This window comes from Streptomyces sp. LUP47B, from assembly GCF_001746295.1.
GTDB lineage: Bacteria > Actinomycetota > Actinomycetes > Streptomycetales > Streptomycetaceae > Streptomyces.
The window spans coordinates 167,083-187,575 of sequence record NZ_MJAH01000012.1; the positions used below are offsets into that span (position 1 = coordinate 167,083).

At 69.4% G+C, this 20,493-nt stretch carries 17 protein-coding genes; 4 read left to right on the top strand and 13 right to left on the bottom strand.

Features of this window, described 5'->3' with window-relative positions; genetic code table 11:
• The 9 genes from BFN33_RS32335 to BFN33_RS32375 all read right to left on the bottom strand — a co-directional run bounded on the left by BFN33_RS32335 (position 1) and on the right by BFN33_RS32375 (position 12,693).
• On the bottom strand, positions 1–804 hold the full coding sequence (locus BFN33_RS32335) for an ABC-2 family transporter protein (RefSeq protein WP_069763719.1): 804 nt from the start codon (positions 802–804) through the stop codon (positions 1–3).
• A 1-nt stretch (position 805) separates the two neighbouring features.
• The gene (locus BFN33_RS32340; protein WP_069763720.1) at positions 806–1,810 is read right to left on the bottom strand and encodes an ATP-binding cassette domain-containing protein; all 1,005 of its coding nucleotides are present in this window, start codon (positions 1,808–1,810) and stop codon (positions 806–808) included.
• A gap of 150 nt (positions 1,811–1,960) precedes the next feature.
• The gene (locus tag BFN33_RS32345) at positions 1,961–4,825 is read right to left on the bottom strand and encodes a glycoside hydrolase family 2 TIM barrel-domain containing protein (protein WP_069763721.1); all 2,865 of its coding nucleotides are present in this window, start codon (positions 4,823–4,825) and stop codon (positions 1,961–1,963) included.
• 25 nt (positions 4,826–4,850) lie between these two features.
• A complete protein-coding gene (locus BFN33_RS32350) occupies positions 4,851–5,720 on the bottom strand; it encodes a carbohydrate ABC transporter permease (RefSeq protein WP_069763722.1) in 870 nt (289 codons plus the stop codon).
• Positions 5,717–6,685 (bottom strand): carbohydrate ABC transporter permease, encoded by a 969-nt coding sequence (locus BFN33_RS32355; RefSeq protein ID WP_069763723.1) that lies wholly within the window; start codon positions 6,683–6,685, stop codon positions 5,717–5,719. The genes BFN33_RS32350 and BFN33_RS32355 overlap by 4 nt, the downstream gene beginning before the upstream one ends.
• Positions 6,686–6,705: 20 nt before the next feature.
• The gene (locus BFN33_RS32360) at positions 6,706–7,968 is read right to left on the bottom strand and encodes an ABC transporter substrate-binding protein (RefSeq protein WP_069763724.1); all 1,263 of its coding nucleotides are present in this window, start codon (positions 7,966–7,968) and stop codon (positions 6,706–6,708) included.
• Between the two features lie 231 nt (positions 7,969–8,199).
• A complete protein-coding gene (locus BFN33_RS32365; protein WP_079141121.1) occupies positions 8,200–10,044 on the bottom strand; it encodes a glycoside hydrolase in 1,845 nt (614 codons plus the stop codon).
• A 36-nt stretch (positions 10,045–10,080) separates the two neighbouring features.
• Positions 10,081–11,325: an ROK family transcriptional regulator gene (locus BFN33_RS32370; RefSeq protein WP_069763726.1), complete on the bottom strand. Its 1,245-nt coding sequence runs from the start codon at positions 11,323–11,325 to the stop codon at positions 10,081–10,083.
• A gap of 114 nt (positions 11,326–11,439) precedes the next feature.
• Entirely contained in the window at positions 11,440–12,693 is a 1,254-nt protein-coding gene (locus BFN33_RS32375) for a D-arabinono-1,4-lactone oxidase (protein WP_069763727.1), read from the bottom strand.
• A 108-nt stretch (positions 12,694–12,801) separates the two neighbouring features.
• On the opposite strand from BFN33_RS32375, the gene BFN33_RS32380 reads away from it, so the two are divergent.
• The gene (locus BFN33_RS32380) at positions 12,802–13,809 is read left to right on the top strand and encodes a hydroxyacid dehydrogenase (protein ID WP_069763728.1); all 1,008 of its coding nucleotides are present in this window, start codon (positions 12,802–12,804) and stop codon (positions 13,807–13,809) included.
• Positions 13,810–13,867: 58 nt separating this feature from the next.
• On the opposite strand, the gene BFN33_RS53335 is transcribed toward BFN33_RS32380, so the two are convergent.
• On the bottom strand, positions 13,868–14,023 hold the full coding sequence (locus BFN33_RS53335) for a hypothetical protein (protein WP_176742514.1): 156 nt from the start codon (positions 14,021–14,023) through the stop codon (positions 13,868–13,870).
• On the opposite strand from BFN33_RS53335, the gene BFN33_RS32385 reads away from it, so the two are divergent.
• The 3 genes from BFN33_RS32385 to BFN33_RS32395 all read left to right on the top strand — a co-directional run bounded on the left by BFN33_RS32385 (position 13,955) and on the right by BFN33_RS32395 (position 17,783).
• Positions 13,955–14,569, top strand: coding sequence for a pyridoxamine 5'-phosphate oxidase family protein (locus BFN33_RS32385; protein WP_069763729.1), 615 nt, complete (start codon positions 13,955–13,957; stop codon positions 14,567–14,569). The two genes, BFN33_RS53335 and BFN33_RS32385, sit on opposite strands and share 69 nt — an antisense overlap.
• Positions 14,570–14,631: 62 nt before the next feature.
• Positions 14,632–15,951, top strand: coding sequence for a radical SAM protein (locus BFN33_RS32390; protein ID WP_069763730.1), 1,320 nt, complete (start codon positions 14,632–14,634; stop codon positions 15,949–15,951).
• Positions 15,952–16,304: 353 nt separating this feature from the next.
• Positions 16,305–17,783, top strand: a complete 1,479-nt coding sequence (locus BFN33_RS32395) for a cellulose-binding domain-containing protein (protein ID WP_069763731.1) — start codon at positions 16,305–16,307, stop codon at positions 17,781–17,783.
• Here BFN33_RS32395 and BFN33_RS32400 read toward each other — a convergent pair.
• The 3 genes from BFN33_RS32400 to BFN33_RS32410 all read right to left on the bottom strand — a co-directional run bounded on the left by BFN33_RS32400 (position 17,755) and on the right by BFN33_RS32410 (position 20,489).
• On the bottom strand, positions 17,755–18,507 hold the full coding sequence (locus BFN33_RS32400) for a GntR family transcriptional regulator (protein ID WP_069763732.1): 753 nt from the start codon (positions 18,505–18,507) through the stop codon (positions 17,755–17,757). The two genes, BFN33_RS32395 and BFN33_RS32400, sit on opposite strands and share 29 nt — an antisense overlap.
• A 65-nt stretch (positions 18,508–18,572) precedes the next feature.
• The gene (locus tag BFN33_RS32405) at positions 18,573–19,574 is read right to left on the bottom strand and encodes a proline racemase family protein (RefSeq protein WP_069763733.1); all 1,002 of its coding nucleotides are present in this window, start codon (positions 19,572–19,574) and stop codon (positions 18,573–18,575) included.
• Between the two features lie 21 nt (positions 19,575–19,595).
• Positions 19,596–20,489, bottom strand: coding sequence for a dihydrodipicolinate synthase family protein (locus BFN33_RS32410; protein WP_069763734.1), 894 nt, complete (start codon positions 20,487–20,489; stop codon positions 19,596–19,598).
• Positions 20,490–20,493 lie beyond the last annotated feature (4 nt).

Consider the following 20,493-nt stretch of genomic DNA (forward strand, 5'->3'; position numbering starts at 1 on the left):
TCAGCCTCCTTGGGAGATGACGCGGCGGGCGGCCCGCCGCCACAGGAAACGGGTGAACAGGAAGAGCGCCACGACCCAGAACGCCTGGATCGCCAGCTGCCCGAAGGCGTCGGAGAGCGGGATGCGCCCGATGTAGATCGAGAGCGGCACGCTCAACGTGGCCTGGAACGGCAGGAATCCGCTCAGCGTGATGAACCAGTCCGGGAAGAACCACAGCGGCGCGTACACACCGGACAGCAGGTTCTGGGCGAAGATCAGGATCAGCATCGCCGCGTTGTTGCGGACCGTCCAGAAGCACAGCTGGTCCAGGGCGAGCAGCACGAAGTACAGGACGCACTGGCCCAGGAGCAGGCTCAGCGCGAACACCCCTGCCACGGCCGCCGATTTGGGCGGGTCCACCACCCCGGCCGCCAGGCAGACCAGATAGCCGCCGAGCGCCCACGCGAAGCCGTACACCTGCTCGCCGAGGGCGCGCAGCGCGTGGTAGCGCTGGGGCGGCAGCGGGCGCAGATACCAGTAGACGATCGTGCCGAAGTGCATGTGCTGGAGCACGGTGTCCCGGCCCGCGTACTGGTCCAACTCCCTGAGCCGGGAGGCGAGTACGGCCAGCACGGCATACGTGACCGCCTGGCCCTCGGTGAGGCCCGCGGTCGTGCCGGTGTGTGCGTACAGACCGTGCCACAGGGAGGCCACCAGGACCACCTGGACGGCCAGGCGGACCAGGACGGCCGTCATCCGGGGCGGCGCGTGCAGCTCACCGAGCGGGGTGACGCGGGCGGCGCGCCAGGCGTGCAGGACGGCCATGTCAGACCGCCCCGACGTGGACGTAGGCCGCCCGCATCACGTCTTCGAGGTCGGCCTCGTCGATGGCGACGCCCGTCACCTCGTACCGCTCGATGACCGCCTTCAGGGCCTGGTGCACGGTGGGGGAGTCCGGTCCGTCGGGGCTCTCGGGGCCGAACACGACCTGCGGGCCCTCCTTGCGCAGCACCGCGATCCCCGGCAGCGGGACGACGTCCGTGTGCGCGTCGGCGAGGGTCGCGCGGACCTGCCAGGTGGAGCCGAACTTGCGGCGGATCTCGTCGAGGCTGCCGTCGAGGACGAGCCGGCCGTGGTTGATCAGGACGACCCGCTCCGCGAGCCGCTCCACCTCGGTCATGTCGTGGGTGGTCAGCAGGACCGTACGGCCGCGCTCCTCCACCTGGTGGCGCAGGAACTCCCGCACCTGCTCCTTGACCACCACGTCCATGCCGATGGTCGGCTCGTCGAGGAAGACGACCGGCGGGTCGTGCAGCAGCGCGGCGGCAAGGTCGCAGCGCACCCGTTGGCCGAGGGAGAGATGGCGCACCCGGGTGTCCCAGAACGTGGACAGTTCCAGGATGTCGTCGAACTCCTTGAGGCGCGCGGCGTGTTCGGCCTTCGGCACCTCGTAGATGTCCCTGAGGATCGAGAACGACTCGCGCACCGGCAGGTCCCACCACAGCTGGGTGCGCTGCCCGAACACCGCGCCGATGTTACGGGCGTTGCGTTCGCGATCCTGGTACGGGACCACGCCCGCCACCCGGGCCTCGCCGGAGGTGGGCGTGAGGATGCCGGTGAGCACCTTGATGGTGGTGGACTTGCCGGCGCCGTTCGGGCCGAGCAGGGCGAGGAGTTCGCCGGGCGCCACGTCGAAGGTGATGTCCGAGACGGCGTGCTTGGCGACCCGCTCCGGGTTGACCAGGGAGCGAAGGGTGCCGGCGAGGCCGGGGCGACGGACGGTGGTGTGGAAGGTGCGGGACAGGCCGCGAACCTCGATGCTTCCGGGCACGCTGTGAACTCCCTTGTTGGGAACAAGAGTTACGGCCGGTCGGCTTGGAGGGCCGACCGGCCGCGGGTACACCATGACCGTCGCAGAATCCCGATCACATTGGCAATGGATTAATCCACTGGTGAATTGGACTAATCAATCACCAGGAGGTCATCGGGGGAGCACCGAGAAGACGAACGAGAACTCCGCGGGCTCGGCCCGCAGGCGGTACTGCGGCAGCGGGCCCGGACCGCAGGACGCGGTCCCGATGCCGTGGTGGCCGTGGTCGAGGTTGACCCACACCGTGTCACCGGCCCGCAGATCCGTCAGATGCTTCGCCGCGTCCAGCTGCTCGGTCGTCCAGCGCCGGGCGGTGAAGGAGAACTCCGGGTCACCCTCGATCCGCAGACCGCCGAGCTCCACCCAGCGGACGTCGGCGCGGGCGCCGTTCTCCTGCGGGCGCAGATACGGCGTCTGCAGTTCGTCCACGCTCGCCTGCCAGCGCCCGACCATGGACGCCTTCCTGGTGTCCGGGTAGGCCTCGCCGGGGCCGCCGCCGAACCACTTCACCTGGTCGGCCTCGGGGAGTCCGAGCCGGACGCCGAGCCGGGGCAGCGGCTGGGTCCACTCGCCCTCGGGTCCGACGGACACCGTCAGGCGGAGCCGCGAGCCGTCCGAGGTCCAGCGGTAGTCCACACCCAGGCCCACCTCACGGGCCGCGGGCGCCACCCGGGTGCGGACGGTCAGCGCGTCCTCGCCGAGCTCCACCGAGTCGAGCCGGTGCCGCATCCGGTGCAGACCCAGGGTCCGCCACAGCGTGCTGTAGCGGATGCCGGAGTCCCACTCCGTGCCCTCGTCGTTGTCGGTCGTCGCCCGCCACACGTCCAGCCGCGGAGCCTCGACGGCGAACTCACCGATGGCCTTGAGGGCACCGGTACGGGCGTCGAAGGTGGCCGGGCCCAGAGTGATCAGCCGCTCGCCGCGCACCGGCCGGTCGGTGGGCGCGACGGAGGGCCGTACGGGCGCGGTCGCCGGGAACTGGCCCCACGCGACGACGTGGTCCTTCGGCGCCCAGGCCGTGTCGGACGCCAGCAGCGCCCGCACCGTCCACTGCGCCTCCGCGGCCTCGTGCGCGGGCGGCTCCGGCAGCTTCAGGTCCGCCGAATCACCGGGTGCCAGCGCGGGCACCGAGAGCGTGCCGGCCTCGACCGTCTCGCCGTCCACCTGGTACGACCACTCGAAGGCGAGCTGGGACAGGTCGGCGAAGTCGTACGAGTTGGTGATCCGTACGGTGCCGTCGGCGCCGTCGATGCGGACCGGCTCGATGACCTTCTTGTACTCGATCAGACCGGGGGACGGCGTGCGGTCCGGGAAGATCAGGCCGTCGCAGACGAAGTTGCCGTCGTGCAGCTCCTCGCCGAAGTCGCCGCCGTAGGCGTAACCGAGCTCGGCGTGCTTGACGCCGTGGTCGATCCACTCCCAGATGAAGCCGCCCTGGAGACGATCGTACTTCTCGAAGAGCTCCTGGTAGTCGGCGATGCCACCGGGGCCGTTGCCCATGGCGTGGCCGTACTCGCACTGGATGAAGGGGAGTCCGCGGCGCTTGTGGGTGCCGCCGTCGAGATCCTTGCCGATCTGCTCGACCTCGGCGTGGTTGGCGTACATCCGCGAGTACACGTCGGTGTCCCGGCAGTTCCAGTCGCCCTCGTAGTGCACCAGGCGCGAGGAGTCCCGGCCGTGGATCCACTCGGCCATCGCGGTCAGGCCGCGGCCGGTGCCGGCCTCGTTGCCCAGCGACCAGAAGACGATCGAGGGGTGGTTCTTGTCGCGCTCGACCATGCGGGCCGCGCGGTCCAGGAGGGCCGGGGTCCAGCGGTCGTCGTCGACGGGGTTGTCCCGCCACTCCTGCTCGGTGAAGCCGTGGGTCTCCAGGTCGCACTCGTCGATGACCCACAGGCCGTACTCGTCGCACAGGTCCAGGAAGGCCGGGTGCGGCGGGTAGTGCGAGGTGCGCACCGCGTTGATGTTGTGCCGCTTCATCAGCAGCACGTCCTCGCGCATGGTCTCCAGGTCGAGCGTGCGGCCCTTCTCCGGGTGCCACTCGTGCCGGTTGACGCCCTTGAACAGGACCGCCTTGCCGTTGACCTTGATCAGACCGTCCTCGAGGACGACCGTACGGAAGCCGATCCTGAGCGGGACCCGCTCGCCCTCGGTGACCAGCTCGCCGTCGTAGAGCCGGGGGCTCTCGGCGCTCCATGGGGCTACCAGCGTGGTGGCGGACTCTCCGGTGGCGACATCGATGTCGAGGGCGGGCACGAGCACCCGTCCGTCGACGTCGGAGTCGACACGCAGGGTGCCCTCGCCCGTGAGGTGGTCGTAGGAGGCGTGGAGGAAGAAGTCGAGGACGGCGCCCGCCGGGCGGTGCAGCAGGGTCACCTCGCGGAAGATCCCGGGCAGCCACCACTGGTCCTGGTCCTCCAGGTAGGACCCGGCCGACCACTGGTGCACCCGGACCGCGAGGACGTTGCCCTTCGGCTTCAGCAGATGACCGACGGCGAACTCGTGCGCGAGGCGGGAACCCTTGAACTCGCCGATGTCCGTGCCGTTGAGCCACACCCGGGCGCAGGACTCGACACCGTCGAACCGGATGACGGCACCGCCGTCGGCGGGCCAGTCCTCCGGCAGGTCGAAGACGCGCAGGTGGTCACCGGTCGGGTTCTCGGTCGGGACGTGCGGCGGGTCCACCGGGAAGGGGTACAGGTGGTTGGTGTAGATGGGCAGCCCGAAGGCCCCGTCTCCTTGGAGGACCCAGTGCCCGGGGACCGTGACCTCGGCCCAGCCGTCGGCGTCGTATCCCTCCTCGGCGAAGGAGTCGTCCTCGGCGTCGGCGGTCGCCGAGAGCCTAAGGCGCCAGGCGCCGTCGAGGGGCAGGGCCTTCGCGTCGGAGGAGGCGTACCAGGCGCGGGGCGGAAGGGCCCCGCTGCCGGGTGAGACGTCCTCGACGTAGTCGAAAGCGCTGGTCGTGCGGAAAGACATCGGTCTCCAGGTCCTGAGAGAGGCGTCAGCCCTTGATGCCGGTCTGCGCGATCCCCTGGACCAGCCAGCGCTGGAGGAAGAGGAACACGAACACCAGGGGCAGGATGGAAATGGCGGTGGCCATGAAGATCAGGTGGAAGTTCACGGTCTGGTTGGTCATGAAGGAGGACAGTGCGACCTGGACGGTCCAGGAGCTCGGGTCCTGGCCGATGACCAACGGCCACAGGAAGGCGTTCCAGCCGCTGATGAACGTGATCGTGGCCATCGCCGCGAAGAAGTTCAGCGAGTTGGGTACGACAATGCGCCAGTATGCGCCCCAGTACCCGAGCCCGTCCACGCGTGCCGCCTCCTCCAGCTCCTTGGGGAACCCGAGGAAGTACTGCCGGAACAGGAAGCAGGTGAAACCACTGAACAGGCCCGGGATGATCAGACCGCGGTAGGTGTCGATCCAGCCGAGGGACGAGACCAGCACGAAGCTGGGCACGAAGGTGACGGCGGTCGGGACCATCAGGGTCGCCAGGACGGCGTAGAAGACCTTGTTGGCGTGCTTGTAGGGGATGCGCGCCAGGCCGTAGCCGGCCAGGGAGCAGATCAGCAGGGTGCCGATGGTCATGGAGACGGCGATCACCGTCGAGTTCCACATGGACTTGGCGAAGTCGACCGTCGGGTCGTCGAACAGCTCGCTGATGTTGCCCCACTGGAAGGAGGGGAGCAGCTTCCAGTTCTCGCCCGTGATCTCCGGGTCCGTGGAGAGGGAGTTGCGGAGGATCAGGTAGAAGGGGAGCAGGAAGAGCAGCGCGGCGACGCTGACGCCGATGTACAGGCCCGTGTTGCCGAGGACGCCTCCGCGCTTCTTGCGGGGCTCCTTGCCCACCTGAGGTGCTGTGGTGGTCACTTGGAGTCCTCCCCCCTTCCGAAGCCCATGAACTTGCCCTGGAGGAGCGTGACGGCGCAGATCAGCACCGTGAGGATGACGGCCCCCGCGCTGCCGGCGCCGTAGTCCTGGTTCTCGCCGAGAGCGGTCTTGTACAGGACCATGAGGGGTGTCTGACCCCAGGTCGCCTTGGTTGTGACGATGTTGTAGAACTCGTCGAACGCCTGGTAGGCGGCGACGAGCAGCAGCAGGATCACCGCGGTGGAGGTGGCGCGCAGCTGCGGCAGCGTGATGTACCGGAAGGTCTGCCAGCCCGGCTTGGCACCGTCGATCGCGGCGGCCTCGTACAGCTCCGCCGGGATGTTCTGCAGGGCGGCCAGGAACAGGATCATGTAGAAGCCGGACTGCAGCCACAGGCGTACGGTCACGATGACCAGCCAGTACCAGGGCGGGTTCGGGTCGGACAGGTAGGCGATGTTCTCCACGCCGAACCAGCCGAGCACCGTGTTCATCAGACCGAATCGGACACCCGTGAAGATGGACATCTTCCAGATCAGCGCGGCGGCGACGTAGGACACGGCGGTCGGCAGGAAGAACACCGACCGGAAGAACGCCCGCATGAACCGCAGCCGGTGCACCAGCATCGCCAGGCCCAGGGACAGGGCCCAGGTGAGGGGCACGATGAGCGCCGCGAACACCGTGAACGTCACCAGGGAACCGGTGAAGTTGGAGTTCGTCAGCATGCTCTTGTAGTTGTCGAAGCCGATGAACTTGCTCGGCGTGACGGTGAAGCGCGCGTCGAAGAAGCTGAGCCAGATGCTCCAGACGATCGGCACGAAGACGAAGATCACCAGGCCGATGAGGAACGGCCCGGTGAAGAGCCAGAAGTTGAAGGTCGGGTTGCCCCGGAGGCCCCGCCGCGGCCGGGCCGGTGAGGCCTTGGCCGGGGCGGGCTGGGCGACCCCGCGCGTGGTGGTGGTCGACATGTCGTGGTTTCTCCGTCGACCTATCCGAAGAGCTTCTTGAGCTCGGCGTTGACCTTCTTCTCCGCGTCGGCGAGCGCCGCGTTCGGGTCGCCGTTCTTACGGACGCTGTTGGCGAACGCGTCGGTCAGGGCGGTGATCATCGCCTGGGTCCAGCCGATGTTGTCGAAGTGCCCGAACTCGTTGAAGAGCTTGACGCCCTCGGCCGGCAGACCCGACTTGAGCTTCGTGGCGGACTGGGCGATGGAGGTGCGCGGCGGGATGTGGAAGCCGTACGAGGTGGCCCAGTCCTCCTGGTACTCCTTCTGGTCGATCCACAGCCACTTCACGTACTCCTTGGCCGCGTCCACGTTCTTGCCCTTGGCGTTGACGAACATCGACCAGCCGCCGTTGTAGACCGACTGCTTGCCGTTGTCCCCGACCTTGGGGAAGGGGAAGACGCCGAGGTCGTCGCCGAGCGCCTTCTGCATGGCGGGCATCGCCCACATGCCGCAGAACTGGATGGCGCACAGGCCCTGGTTGATCGCGGACGGGTCCCAGTAGTCGGCCGGGGCGTCGAGGAGCAGGTTGCCGCTGGTGAACAGCTGGCGCAGCTGCTTCATACCGGCGACGACCGCGTCCGTGTGGAAGGCGGGCTTGTTGTCGGGGGTGAGGGTGTCGGCGCCCGCCGACCAGAGCAGCGGGTTGATGGCCGGGGTGAGGTCGTTGCCGAGGAAGACGCCCTTGACCTTGCTCGTGGTGAGCTTCTCCGCCGCCACGAGCAGCTCGTCGAGGGTGGTCGGCACGTCGACCTTGGCCTTCTCCAGCATCGACTTGCGGTAGAAGAAGAACTGCGGGTCGTCGATCATGCGGACGCCGTATATCTTCCCGTCCACCGTGTGCGACTTGATGTCGGCCGGGTTGAAGTCGTCCTTGACCGGGTTGATGATGTCGCTCAGGTCCGCCACCTGACCGCTCTTGACCATCTGGATCTGCGGGTGGAACTCGAAGACGTCGGGCGCCTTCTTGGTGAGCAGGGCCGCGAAGAGCGCGGACTCGAAGTTGCTGCCCGTGATCCAGTTGGTCTTCACGTCGGCCTTCTTGTACGCGGCCGCGTACTTCTTGATGGCCTGCTCCGTGCCCGCCTCGCCGTAGGCGTGGAAGTACTGGGTGAGCGCGTCGCCCGATCCTCCGCTGCTCCGGCCGGTGTTCCCGCCGCACGCGGCCAGCCCGCCGGCGGCGGCCAGGCCCATCCCGGCCTGCAGAACGTTTCGACGGTTCCAGTTGCTGTTGCTCAATGCCGACATGCTGACGTCCTTGTCTCGAATACGGCTGAGGCTCTGTGCCATGGCTCTGCGGCTCAGTGCCAAGGTGGCTCAAATGGACCTGCGGTGCGGGACGTTAACCTTCGGCTAAGGCTTCGGCAAGGGGTTGGACGAAGTCTGCGCGAAGCGTTGTGCGACGTTCGGGATACCGGACGCCCCGGGGGCGCGGGCCGCCGCACCAGCGGCCCGCAACCCCCTTGCAGAGGTGATGCGTTACTGCTTGAACCAGGCCTGGTTGGTCCCGCCGTTGCAGGTCCACAGGCCGACCTTGCTGCCCTCGGCCGTCGCCTGTCCGCCGACGTCCAGGCAGGTGCCCGACGCCTCGCTGACGACTTGGCCGTTGGAGTTCAGCAGCCATTGTTGACTGCCGTCACGGGTCGCTTCCGGGCTCGTGCTGAGCCCCGAACTCCCCGCGGTCAGATAGCCGTTCACGCCCTTCAGACGGCCCTTCGCGTCGTACGACCACACCTGCTCGGACCCACCTGTGCAGCTGCTGATCGCCGCACCCGAGGCGTTCGCGGTCAGGCACTTGCCGGACTGCTTGCCCTGGAGCGCGCCCGTGACCGCCGACGTGCCGTGGCCCTTCTGGTCGAGGACGTACGTCGTGATGGACCGGGCCGGCAGGGTCGCCGAGGCGGTGCCGCCCTTGACCGACGGCTTGGCGACGTTCGCCCAGCTCTCGGTCGCCGAGGTCCGTACGGCCTTGCTCGCGCGCACCGGCGCCTCGCTGTTGAAGCGCAGATTCAGCGCGGTGTCGGTGGTGTTGTGGTTGTTGACCACGACGACCCACTTGCCGTGGTCGTCGTACGTCGACACCTCGACGCCGTCCGGTGCACCGGTCACGTTGTGGGCGACCGCGCCCGGCCGGACGAACTTGCTGTACTGGCCGAGCGCGTAATAGCGCTTGGTGTAGTACAGGGTCTGGTTGCCGTTGGTGGCGTAGTCCGGGTCGTAGTAGATCAGGCCGTCGTTCCAGCCCTCGTCGTTCTTCGCGAGGGGGTCGGAGCCGATCTGCTCCGACAGGGCGACCCACCACTGGAACGCCGAGTCGTGCGCGGTCGCGAAGTCCTTGTAGATGATCCGGGAGAGGTTCAGACCACCGTCGATCGTGGGGTCGTACTCCTGCGCCCAGCCCGTGCCGCCCTTGCCGAAGCAGCAGATCTCCGTGGACCAGGACTGCTTGCCGACCGACTTGGACGTCTCGTAGATCTTCGCCCGCTGGTCGTCGCCCGGGTTGTTGTACGTGTGGTGGGCGAGCTTGTCGACGTACTGGGCGGTGTCCGGCTGCGAGATCCACTGCGGGACCTCGGTGTTGAAGCTCACCGTCGAGCTGGACTCGTCCGCGATGATGCCGGTCCGCTGACCGCGGGCCTGCTGCTCGGCGCCCAACGCCCGCACGATGTCGTCGCGTTGGTCGACCGGTACCAGCATGCCCTCCTGGCCGCAGTCGGCGAAGCTGTTGGTCGGCTCGTTGAAGGGGCTGATGTAGTCGAACCGCAGCCCCTGTTTCGCGAAGTGGTCGGTGACGTCGGCGACGTACTTCGCGTAGTCCTGCTCGTTCTCCGTCTTGAGATAACCGCCGCAGCTCAGGCCGTTGGTCTTCCACTGCGCGGGCGCGCTGTTGACGAAGGCGATCAGGTCCTTCACGCCGTACTTGGCGGCCGCGTACAGGAACGTACGGCCCGCCTTGTCCTTGCTCCAGTCGTACGACCCGTCGCCCCTCAGGAAGTCCTCGGGAGCGCGCGGCGCGTACGTCACGCCGGTGCCGCCACCGCCGATGTTGTAGCGGTAACTGCTCAGCGCCAGGCCGTCCTTGGAGAACAGCAGCTTGGACACCCGGGCCTGGACCTTCGGGTCGAAATTCTTCAGGTCATTGACCCACCAGGCGCCCGAGGCACCGATGTTGTCGATGGTCTGGGCTGCGTGCGGGGACACTTCGGCCACCGTGGGGGTGGAGGCCGACGCGGGCGGGGCGGATATCAGGGGTCCCGCGACAGCGAACGCGGCTGCGGCTGTCAGCAGGGTCGATCTCGTGCGGTGGGGGTGAGACACGTGCATCCCTTCCGTCGTCATGAAGGTGGTGCGGTACGGCTCCTAGCGGGGGTCGTGCGTCTTCGTCCTTGCCGGGGCGGTGCGTTTCGCAGACCTCTGCCCGCCCGACTGGAGCGCCCCTTCGAGCGCGAACGTCGCCGCGCCCAGGCATGCCGGGTCCGTCGGGATCGGGGAGAGGACGATCTCGGTGGCGGCCATCGGCCGGGGCAGCGCGTGCCGGGCGACGGCCTCGCGCACCTCCGCGACCAGGGGCTCGCCGAGGGCGGCCGCGACCCAGCTGCTGAGCACGACCACCTCCGGGTTGAACAGGTTGACCAGGTGCGCGATGGAGGCGCCCAGATAACGGGCGGTGTGCCGGACGACCTTGACCGCCACCGGATCCTGGGTGAGCATCCCCCGGGCCAGCGCGGCGATCGTCGCCGTCTGGTCGCCCGGGTGCAGCAGCTCGCTGTCGGGGCTCAGCTCCCGCAGGTTCAGCATGATCCCGGGCGCGCCCACATACGTCTCCACGCAGCCGTGGTTGCCGCAGCGGCACAGGCGTCCATCCAGGACGATCGTGTTGTGGCCCCACTCGCCGGCGCTGTTGGAGACACCGCGATGCAGGGCGCCGCCCAGGACGAGCCCGGCGCCCACGCCGGTCCCGAGGGTGACCACCACGGCGTTCCCGCTGCCGCGCGCGGCCCCGAACCACAGCTCGGCCACGGCGACGGCACGCAGCGGGTTGTCCAGGTAGAGCGGGTAGGCGATGTACTCGGAGAGCAGCTCGACCAGCGGCACGTCGTGCCAGTCCCAGTTGGGGGCGTACTCCGAGATGCCGGTGGCGCGGTCCACCTGCCCCGGCACGCTCACGCCGACGCCGAGCACCCGGGCGCCCTCGATCCCGGCCTGCGTGACCACCGAGCCGACGGCGGCGGCGACATGGCCGACCACCTGCTCGGGAAGGCTCTCGCCGGGGCGGACGTCCTCCTCGGCGCGGGCCAGCACGTTCAGCGCCAGGTCGAACAGCTCGACACGGACGTACGTCTCCGCGATGTCCACGCCGATCAACGCGCCCCCCGACGCGTTGACCGCCACGAGCCCCCGGGGGCGCCCTCCTGCCGACTCCTCGAACCCGACCTCCGTGATCATGTGGAGGTCGAGCAGCTCGCCCACGAGCGTGGCGACCGTGGCCAGGCTCAGCCCGGTGGCCGCCGCCAGCTCCTGCCGGGAGGTGGGCGACTCGGCGATGATCTGGCGCAACACCTCGTAGCGGTTCGCGGTGCGGATGTCACGTGATGTGCGCTTCACCGTGGCCGGCCCCCATCCCTTCGCTCAGCCGGGACGACAGTGGCACCGGCGCGGCGCAAGATTATGGGCTCCTGGGGACTTTGTACAAGGGGTTAGGAAAGGGGCTTTATAAAGTCAGACGGCGAGTACGGTCCGGACGAAGGCGTTGGCGAATTTTCCCTCGGTGTCCAGCTCACGCGCCAGCTTCCGGAAGTCGCCGAGGCGCGGGTAGCGCTCGCGCAGCACGTCCGCGGGCGTGGTGAAGACCTTCCCCCAGTGCGGCCGCGCGTCGAAGGGGTCCAGTGCCTCCTCCAGCCGGCGCACCACCGGCAGGACGGCCGCGGTGTCCTCGATCCAGGTGAAGTGCAGGGCCACGGTGTCCCGGCCGTAGGAGGGGCTCAGCCACTGCTCGTCGGCGGCCACGGTCCGCACCTCGCAGATCTGGAGCACCCCGGCGACCGTGTCCCGGATGCCGTCCACCGCGTGCAGCGCCTCGACGGCGTGCTCCCGCGGCAGCAGGTACTCCGACTGGAGCTCCGTTCCGCTGCTCGGCGTGAACTCGGCCCGGAAGTGCGGCAGCCGGTCCTGCCAGGGACCCGCCACCCCGAACTGCTCTGTGCAGTTGATGCCGGGCATCCCCGGCACCGGGTGCATCTTCTCGGTGGCGGGCGCGGCCCACGGGAAGTCTGCGAGGGGCTGGTCCGTCCGCCGCTTGACCCAGGCCTGCCGGAAGCCCGGGGCCCGCCAGTCGGTGAACAGGCTGACGCTGTACGCCGATGCCATGACCGATCCGAAGGTCGCCGAGTCCAGTCCGGCGAGGGGGAGTTCGGTGAAGACGTACTGCTCCACGTCGAAGGAGGGCACGAGGTCCAGGGTGAGTGCCGTGACGACACCGAGGGCGCCCAAGGAGGTGACCGCGCCGCCGAAACGCGGATCGTCCCGGCCGATGGTCAGTACCGAGCCGTCCGCCGTGACCAGCTCCACCTCGCGCACGGCCGACGAGAGCGGACCGTTGCCGACGCCGGAGCCGTGGGTGCCGGTCGCGACCGAGCCGGCCACGGAAATGTGCGGCAGCGAAGCCATGTTGGGCAGCGCGAGGCCGTGCGTGTACACCAAGCGGGCGAGTTCGGCGTAACGGACGCCGCCCGAGACCCGTACCGTACGGGCCGACGTGGCCACGTCGATCACCGGCGGCAGGTCGGCGATCGACAGCAGCACGCCCTCGGGGCCCGGCTCGGCGATCTCGTTGAAGGAGTGCCCGCTGCCCAGCACCCGCACCCGCGCGCTGTCCGCGACCAGGGCGGCGACCCCGTCGAGCGAGTGCGGCCGGTGCAGTTCCTTGGCGGAGTAGGTGATGTTCCCCGCCCAGTTGGTGATCGTCTCCGACATGTCCGTCGTTCCTCCTGGGAGTGTGTATGCGTTGACCTTCTCATTTGTCGAGGCCTACCGTAGATAGCGTTTTCTACAACCTTTCCGTCGGTCTTAAGGATCACCACCTTGCCCGAGCGACCCCAGGCGCTGTTCGCCATGACCGCCGAGAACGTGCCGCTCGTCTTCCCGCCCGAGGTGCTGGCCCGGCTGCGGGAGTCCGTGGACATCGATCCCGGGATGGTGGCCGAGGACCTCACCGACCCGGCGCTCGCGGACGTCCTGGCCCGCACCGAGATCCTCGTGACCGGCTGGGGCTGCCCCCGTCTGGACGCGGCCGTCCTGGACGCGGCCCCGAAACTCCGGGCCGTGCTGCACTCGGCCGGCTCGGTGAAGGGCTTCGCCGGTCCCGAGATCTGGCGGCGGGGGATCGCCGTGTCCTCGGCGGCCGAGGCCAACGCGGTGCCCGTCGCCGAGTACACGCTCGCCGTGATCCTGCTCGCCGGCAAGGACGTCTTCGTGCGCCGGGAGCGGCTGCGCTCCGAGCGGGTGTCCCCCGGCTGGGGGATCGTGCCCGGCATCGGCAACCACGGGCGGCGGGTCGGCGTGATCGGGGCGTCCCGGATCGGGCGGAAGGTGATCGAGCTGCTGCGGCCGTTCGACCTCTCGGTGAGCCTGACCGACCCGTACGTCGACGAGAGCGCGGCCGCGGAGCTGGGCGTTCCGCTGCTGCCGCTGGACGAGCTCCTGCGCACCTCCGAGATCGTGACCGTCCACGCCCCGGAGACCCCCGAGACCCGGCATCTCATCGGTGGCCGTGAGCTGGCCCTGATGCCGGACGGGGCGGTGCTGGTCAACACCGCGCGCGGGTCGCTCGTCGACACCGACGCACTCGTCGCGGAACTGCGGTCAGGCCGCCTCTCCGCGGTCCTCGACGTCACCGACCCGGAGCCCCTGCCCGCCGACTCGCCGCTTCACGAGCTCCCGGGTGCCTTCGTCACTCCGCACCTGGCGGGGTCGCAGGGCAACGAACTGGCGCGGCTGGGTCTTGCGGTCGCTGAAGAGGCGGAGCGGGTGGTGTTCGGGGCGGGGGTGGCGTTCCCGGTGACGTTCGAGGCGCTGGAGCGCGGGGCCTGAGGGGTCGGCGGCTGAACTGGTCCGGGGCACCTGCCTGCGGCGTGAGTAGCCTGCCTGGTCATGAGCCCCGAACCGCAGCCGGCCCCTCGCCCCCGACGCCTGCCCCGCGTCCCTTCCGCAGACCGAGCTCACCCGGCATCGCCGCCTGCGCGAGCAGGGCAGCCTGGACCGGGCCGATCTGGAGGCGATCCTCGACGCCGGGTTCGTCTGTCATCTGGGTGTGGTGGTCGAGGGGCGGCCCCTGGTCGTGCCCACGGTGTACGGGCGGGACGAGCGGCAGCTGTATGTGCACGGCTCGGTGGCCGGCCGCAGCCTCGCGGGCGGTACGCCGGTCTGTGTCACGGTCACGCACGTCGACGGGCTGGTCCTCGCGCGGTCCGTTTTCGAACACGGCGTCAACTACCGCAGCGCCATGATCCACGGTGAGGCCCGCAAGGTGACCGACCCGCAGGAGAAGCTGGCCGGCCTGCGTCTGCTGACCGACCACGCGGCGCCGGGGCAGTGGGCGTACGCCCGGCAGCCGAGCCGGAAGGAACTCGCGGCCACCACCCTGCTGGCCGTCTCCCTCGAGGAGGCTTCCGTCAAGATCCGTACCGGTGCGCCCGACGACGGCGACGGACCCGACGCGGAGCTGGGGTTGTGGGCCGGTGTGCTTCCGCTCACGTCGACCTGGGACGCGCCTGTTCCCGACCCGCTCCTGCCGCAGGAAACGCCCGTACCGACCCATATAGCTCGCCGCGAGGGGACCCGGCACGGGTGATGTCGGTGCGAGGGCATACCGTGAGGAGTCGGTCGTACGTCTGAGCCGGGAGGAGACACGGGATGGGCAGCCGTACCGCGCTGGTCGAGGATCTGATGGAGCGGTTTCCGCAGGTGCCGCGGGAAGCCGTCTTCAAAGAGGACCTGCTGCGAGGTGGCGTGGCCTTCGACCCGTCCGCCCTCAGCGACAACGAGTCGGGGGAGATGAAGCCGAAGTCGTACTTCATCTTCTCCTTCGACCACGGCACCCTGCCGGAGCTCGGCGAGGCCGCGCTGCGGCGCCCGCCGGAGGAGATCATCCTCACCGGCGGGCCGTACGACCTGAGGCGGACCGTGGTGTCGGTGCGGGTGAACCCCGCGTCGCCCTACCGTGTGGCGGCCGACGACTCCGGCATGCTCGGGCTCTACCTCGACGGCAAGCGGATCGCCGACGTGGGCGTGCCGCCGATGCCGGAGTACTACCGGCACAAGCTCTCCAACGGGAAGTCCGTGATGGAGGTCGCCCCGACCATCCAGTGGGGCTACCTGATCTATCTGACCGTCTTCCGGGTGTGCCAGTACTTCGGCGCCAAGGAGGAGTGCCAGTACTGCGACATCAACCACAACTGGCGCCAGCACAAGGCGGCGGGGCGGCCGTACACGGGCGTCAAGGACGTGGACGAAGTCCTGGAGGCGCTCGAGATCATCAACCGGTACGACACCGCCAAGGTCTCCACGGCGTACACGCTCACCGGCGGCGCGATCACCTCGAAGCTCCAGGGCCGGGACGAGGCCGACTTCTACGGCATGTACGCGAAGGCCATCGAGGAGCACTTCCCGGGCCGCTGGATCGGCAAGGTCGTCGCGCAGGCGCTGCCGAAGGACGACGTGCAGCGCTTCAAGGACTACGGCGTGCAGATCTACCACCCCAACTACGAGGTGTGGGACGAGTATCTCTTCAAGATGTTCTGCCCGGGCAAGGAGCGGTACGTCGGCCGGGACGAGTGGCACAAGCGGATCCTGGACTCGGCGGAGATCTTCGGCGCGCGCAATGTGATCCCCAATTTCGTGGCGGGCGTGGAGATGGCCGAGCCGTTCGGCTTCAAGACCGTCGACGAGGCGATCGCGTCCACGACGGAGGGTCTGCGCTTCTTCATGTCGCACGGCATCACGCCCCGCTTCACCACCTGGTGCCCGGAGCCCACGACGCCGCTCGGCAAGGCCAACCCGCAGGGCGCGCCGCTGGAGTACCACATCCGGCTGCTCCAGGCCTATCGACAGACGATGGACGACTTCGGACTGTCCTCGCCTCCCGGCTACGGCCCGCCCGGACCCGGCCGTGCCGTCTTCTCGGTGAGCTCCTTCATGGACAGCCTTCCGGCGCAGGAGCCGGTCGAGGTGTAACTCCTCACCGCCGCAACGGATGGGATGCGGGCCGCGGAGACCTTTGGGATCCGCGGCCCGCTGTGCTGTGCCGAAGGATTTATCGACAAGGTGACGAGAGTGGCTGCTGCTCCGTACATTTCGCGATGAGTTGCACCCGGTATCGAGATTTCCCGGCGTTCTTTCCGTATAACTCTCGTAACAGCGCTCCCGGTCATGCGCTGCGACCACTGGCGCGAACCCTCGGTAACCGATTTGAATAGCCTGCTTGTCAGTTGTGTGGGCGACGTGAAAGGCTCCTGTCCTGCCGCGAGGTTCCCCCCAACTCCTTTGCCAGTATGGCGAGTTGACCTCGCTTTGGATGCAGGAGACCCATGCCCGACCTGCCGACCCCCCAGGACGCCGCCGAGGCCGCGCTGTTCTCCGAGTGCTGGGATGCCGTGCTGTCGTACGCCGATCTGTGCACGGCCGGCTCCACCGCCGCCACCGAGCTGGCCACGGAGGCGTTCTCGCTCGGTATGAGCGAGGCCCGTGAGGCGGAGGCCGCCGCTCGTGGCGCCGGCCGCCGTCCGGTCCGGCTGCCCCGAATACCGCTGCTGCTGACCGCCGTTCGCACGACGGCGGCCGACTGGGAGACACGGGGTCTGGGCCACCGGCTCGACCCCGATCTGCGGCTGTGGCTCAACTCCGACAAGGCCGCGCGCTACACCGGCCCGCCGCTCCAGCGGCCGATCGCGCTGCGCGGACTGCGCGATCTGCAGGCAGCGGACGCCGAACTGCTGTGGCTGGCCGAGGTGGAGGCGCTGCCGCTGTCCGCGGTGGCCCGCCGACTCGGCCTCGACCCTGCCACCGTGGGCGACGAACTCGCCCAGGTGCGCGGGCTGTTCCGGGACCGCAGCCACCGCAACCATCTCGACATGCCGATGGACGCGCAGTGCCGCAGCTACGCCCGGCTGCTGGACGCGGTCACCCGGTCCACCGCCGGCGAGACCCCGGACGACCTCTCCCACCACCTCGCGAGATGCCGGCAGTGCGCGGAGGCCGCCGCCTGTCTTCGACTGCACGGTGGCGGACTGCCCGCGGCGCTCGCGGGCGGGGTGATCGGCTGGGGCGGGCTCGCCTACCTGGAGCGCCGCCGTCGGGCCGCCGAGGTACGCCTCGGCGCGGGGCGCCCGGAAGCACTGGAGAGCGGGCCCCCGAACCCCGGCGCCCACAAGGCGAAGGTCGTGCGCAACGGCCTCCTCGTCGCGGCCGTCCTGGTCTCCCTGCTCGCCCTCGCCGTCTCGATGGTGCCGGGCAACGACACGGACAACGGCGCCGCCAAGCCCGGCACCGGTACCTCCGCCGACGGCGAGCCGGTGGCCAACCCCACCTCGTCCGTCCCCGCCGCCACGTCCAGGGCGCCCGGCTCGGCGGACCCGTCGCGGACACCCAGCGGGAACCCGTCCGAGTCCACGGGTGCGAAGAACTCCGACCCGGAACCCCAGGGGACCTCCTCCGCCGGTGCCGAGGAACCGGAGCCCAGCGAGAGCGTCACGCCCCTGTGCCAGGTCGAGTACACCCTCGTCAACCAGTGGCCCGACGGCTTCCAGGGCGCCGTCACCGTCACCACCACCGAGGCGCTCGACGACTGGCGGCTCACCTGGTCCTTCAAGGACGGCCAGAAGGTGACGCAGATGTGGGACGGGAACTTCACCCAGAGCGGCGCGAAGGTCACCGCGAGCTCCGCCGACTACAACAAGTCGGTCCCCGCGCACGGTTCGCTCTCCCTCGGCTTCCTCGCCACCTGGCAGGGCAAGAATGCCCCGGCGTACGACTTCTCCCTCAACGGTCGGGAGTGTGCGAAGTCCTGACACCCTCGGTCGAGTCCTCGGCGGCGGTCCCCTGCTTCGCCGCCCACAGCCCTCGGACGTGTCCGATGTGCCGGGTCATCACCTCGTGCACCGCCCTCTCGTCGCGGGCGGTCAGCGCGTCGAGGAGTTCGAGGTGCTCCTCGGCGGAGGCCAGCAGGCGGCCGGACTTCACCAGCGGGGTGAGGCCGTAGAGCCGGGATCGCTTGCGCAGGTCGCCGACCACCTCGACCAGATGGGCGTTGCCCGCGAGGGCGAGCAGGCCGAGGTGGAAGCGGGTGTCGGCCTCGACGTACGCGATGAGGTCACCGGACACCGCCGCCTGGACGATCTCCCGGGCGGCGGGGCGCAGCGCCTCCAGGGAGACCGGGTCGGCGGTCGAGGCCAGTTCCACGACGGTGGGGATCTCGATGAGCGAGCGGATGTGGGTGTACTCGTCGAGCTGCTTCTCGGAGACCGCCGTGACCCGGAAGCCCTTGTTGGGGACGGTGTCGACCAGGCCCTCCTTGACGAGGTCGAGCATGGCCTCGCGCACGGGGGTGGCCGACACACCGAAGCGGGCGGCGAGCGCGGGCGCCGAGTGCACCTGGCCCGGGAGCAGTTCGCCCGCGATCAGCGCGGCCCGCAGGGCGTCGGCGACCCGCTCCCGGTAGCTGCTCTTCTTGCCGCCGAGAACGGGCAGGGCGGGGGCAGCGGCGGCGGGGGCGCTGGATCGCCGGTCGGCCATGAGGGGCATCTCCTTGTGGTGCAATGTCACGTGACACCCGGCATTATCCTCGACGCCCTCGGGGCTCACAGGACGAAGCCCGCCGGGAACGGATCGGTCGGGTCGAGCAGGTACTGGGCCGTGCCGGTGATCCACGCGCGCCCGGTGAAGCTGGGCAGGACGGCGGGGCGGCCCGCCACCTCGGTGGTGCCGAGGAGCCGGCCCGTGAACCGCGTCCCGATGAAGGACTCGTTCACGAACTCGGTGTGCAACGGGAGTTCGCCGCGCGCGTGCAGCTGGGCCATGCGCGCGCTGGTGCCGGTGCCGCAGGGGGAGCGGTCGAACCAGCCGGGGTGGATGGCCATCGCGTGCCGGGAGTGGCCGGCGGTCGCTCCGGGCGCGAGCAGGTGGACGTGGTGACAGCCGCGGATGGACGGATCCTCGGGATGCACGGGCTCCTCCTCGGCGTTGATCGCCTCCATGAGGGCCAGCCCCGCCTTCAGGATGTCGTCCTTGCGGTCGCGGTCGAAGGGCAGCGCGAACTGGTCCAGCGGCAGGATGGCGTAGAAGTTGCCGCCGTACGCCAGGTCATAGGTCACCGTCCGCCCGTCGGCCAGTGCGATCTTGCGGTCGAGGGCGACGGCGAAGGACGGCACGTTCCGCAGCGTGACGTGCTTCGCCCTGCCGTCCTCCACCGCGACCTCGGCGACGACCGGGCCCGCCGGGGTGTCGAGCCGGATCGTGGTGACCGGCTCGACGACCTCGACCATGCCGGTCTCCACCAGCACGGTCGCCACCCCGATCGTGCCGTGGCCGCACATCGGCAGATAGCCCGAGACCTCGATGTACACCACACCCCAGTCGCAGTCCGGGCGGGTCGGCGGCTGGAGGATCGCGCCGCTCATCGCCGAGTGCCCGCGCGGCTCGTTCATCAGGAGCTGCTTGATGTCGTCGCGGTGCTCACGGAAGTACAGCCGCCGCTCGTTCATGGTCGCGCCGGGGATCGTGCCGATTCCGCCGGTGATCACGCGGGTGGGCATGCCCTCGGTGTGCGAGTCGACGGCGTGCAGGACGAGTTTGCTGCGCATGGTCCGCTCCTCCTTGACGAGTTACGCGAGTCCGGCGGCGACGGCCTTCTCCGTGGCGGCCCGCACGACGGCCTCCTGCTCGGGCAGCAGGGGGACACGCGGCGGACGCACCGGCCCGCCGTGCCGGCCGACGATGTCCATCGACAACTTGATGGCCTGCACGAACTCGACCTTGGAGTCCCAGCGCAGCAACGGGTGGAGCTGCTCGTACAGCTTCCTCGCGGTGGCGAGGTCGCCGGCCACGGCCGCCCGGTACAACTCGACGGAGGCCCTGGGCAGCGCGTTCGGATAGCCGGCCACCCAGCCCTTGGCGCCCGCGATCGCGAGCTCCAGCAGGACGTCGTCGGCGCCGATCAACAGGTCGAGTTCCGGGGCGAGTTCGGCCAGCTGGTAGGCGCGGCGGACGTCACCGGAGAACTCCTTGACCGCACGGATGTATCCCTCGGCGTGCAGTGTGGCCAACAGCTCCGGCACCAGGTCGACCTTGGTGTCGATGGGGTTGTTGTACGCCACGATCGGCACACCCGCCTTCGCGACCTCGGCGTAGTGCGCGAGGACCGACCGCTCGTCGGCGCGGAAGGCGTTGGGCGGCAGCAGCATCACGGACGCACAGCCCGCCTCACGCGCCTGCTCGGCCCAGCGGCGGGACTCCGCCGAGCCGTACGCGGCGACGCCGGGCATCACCCGCTCGCCGCCGATGGCGGCCACGGCCGTCTCGACGACCTTGGCCCGCTCCTCGGGTGTGAGCACCTGGTACTCGCCGAGCGAGCCGTTCGGTACGACGCCGTCGCAGCCGTTCTCGACCAGCCAGGCGCAGTGCTCGGCGTACTTGGCGTAGTTCACCGACAGATCGTCGTTCAACGGGAGGGCGGTGGCGACGAGTACTCCACGCCACGGACGAAGGCTGGTGGTCATACGG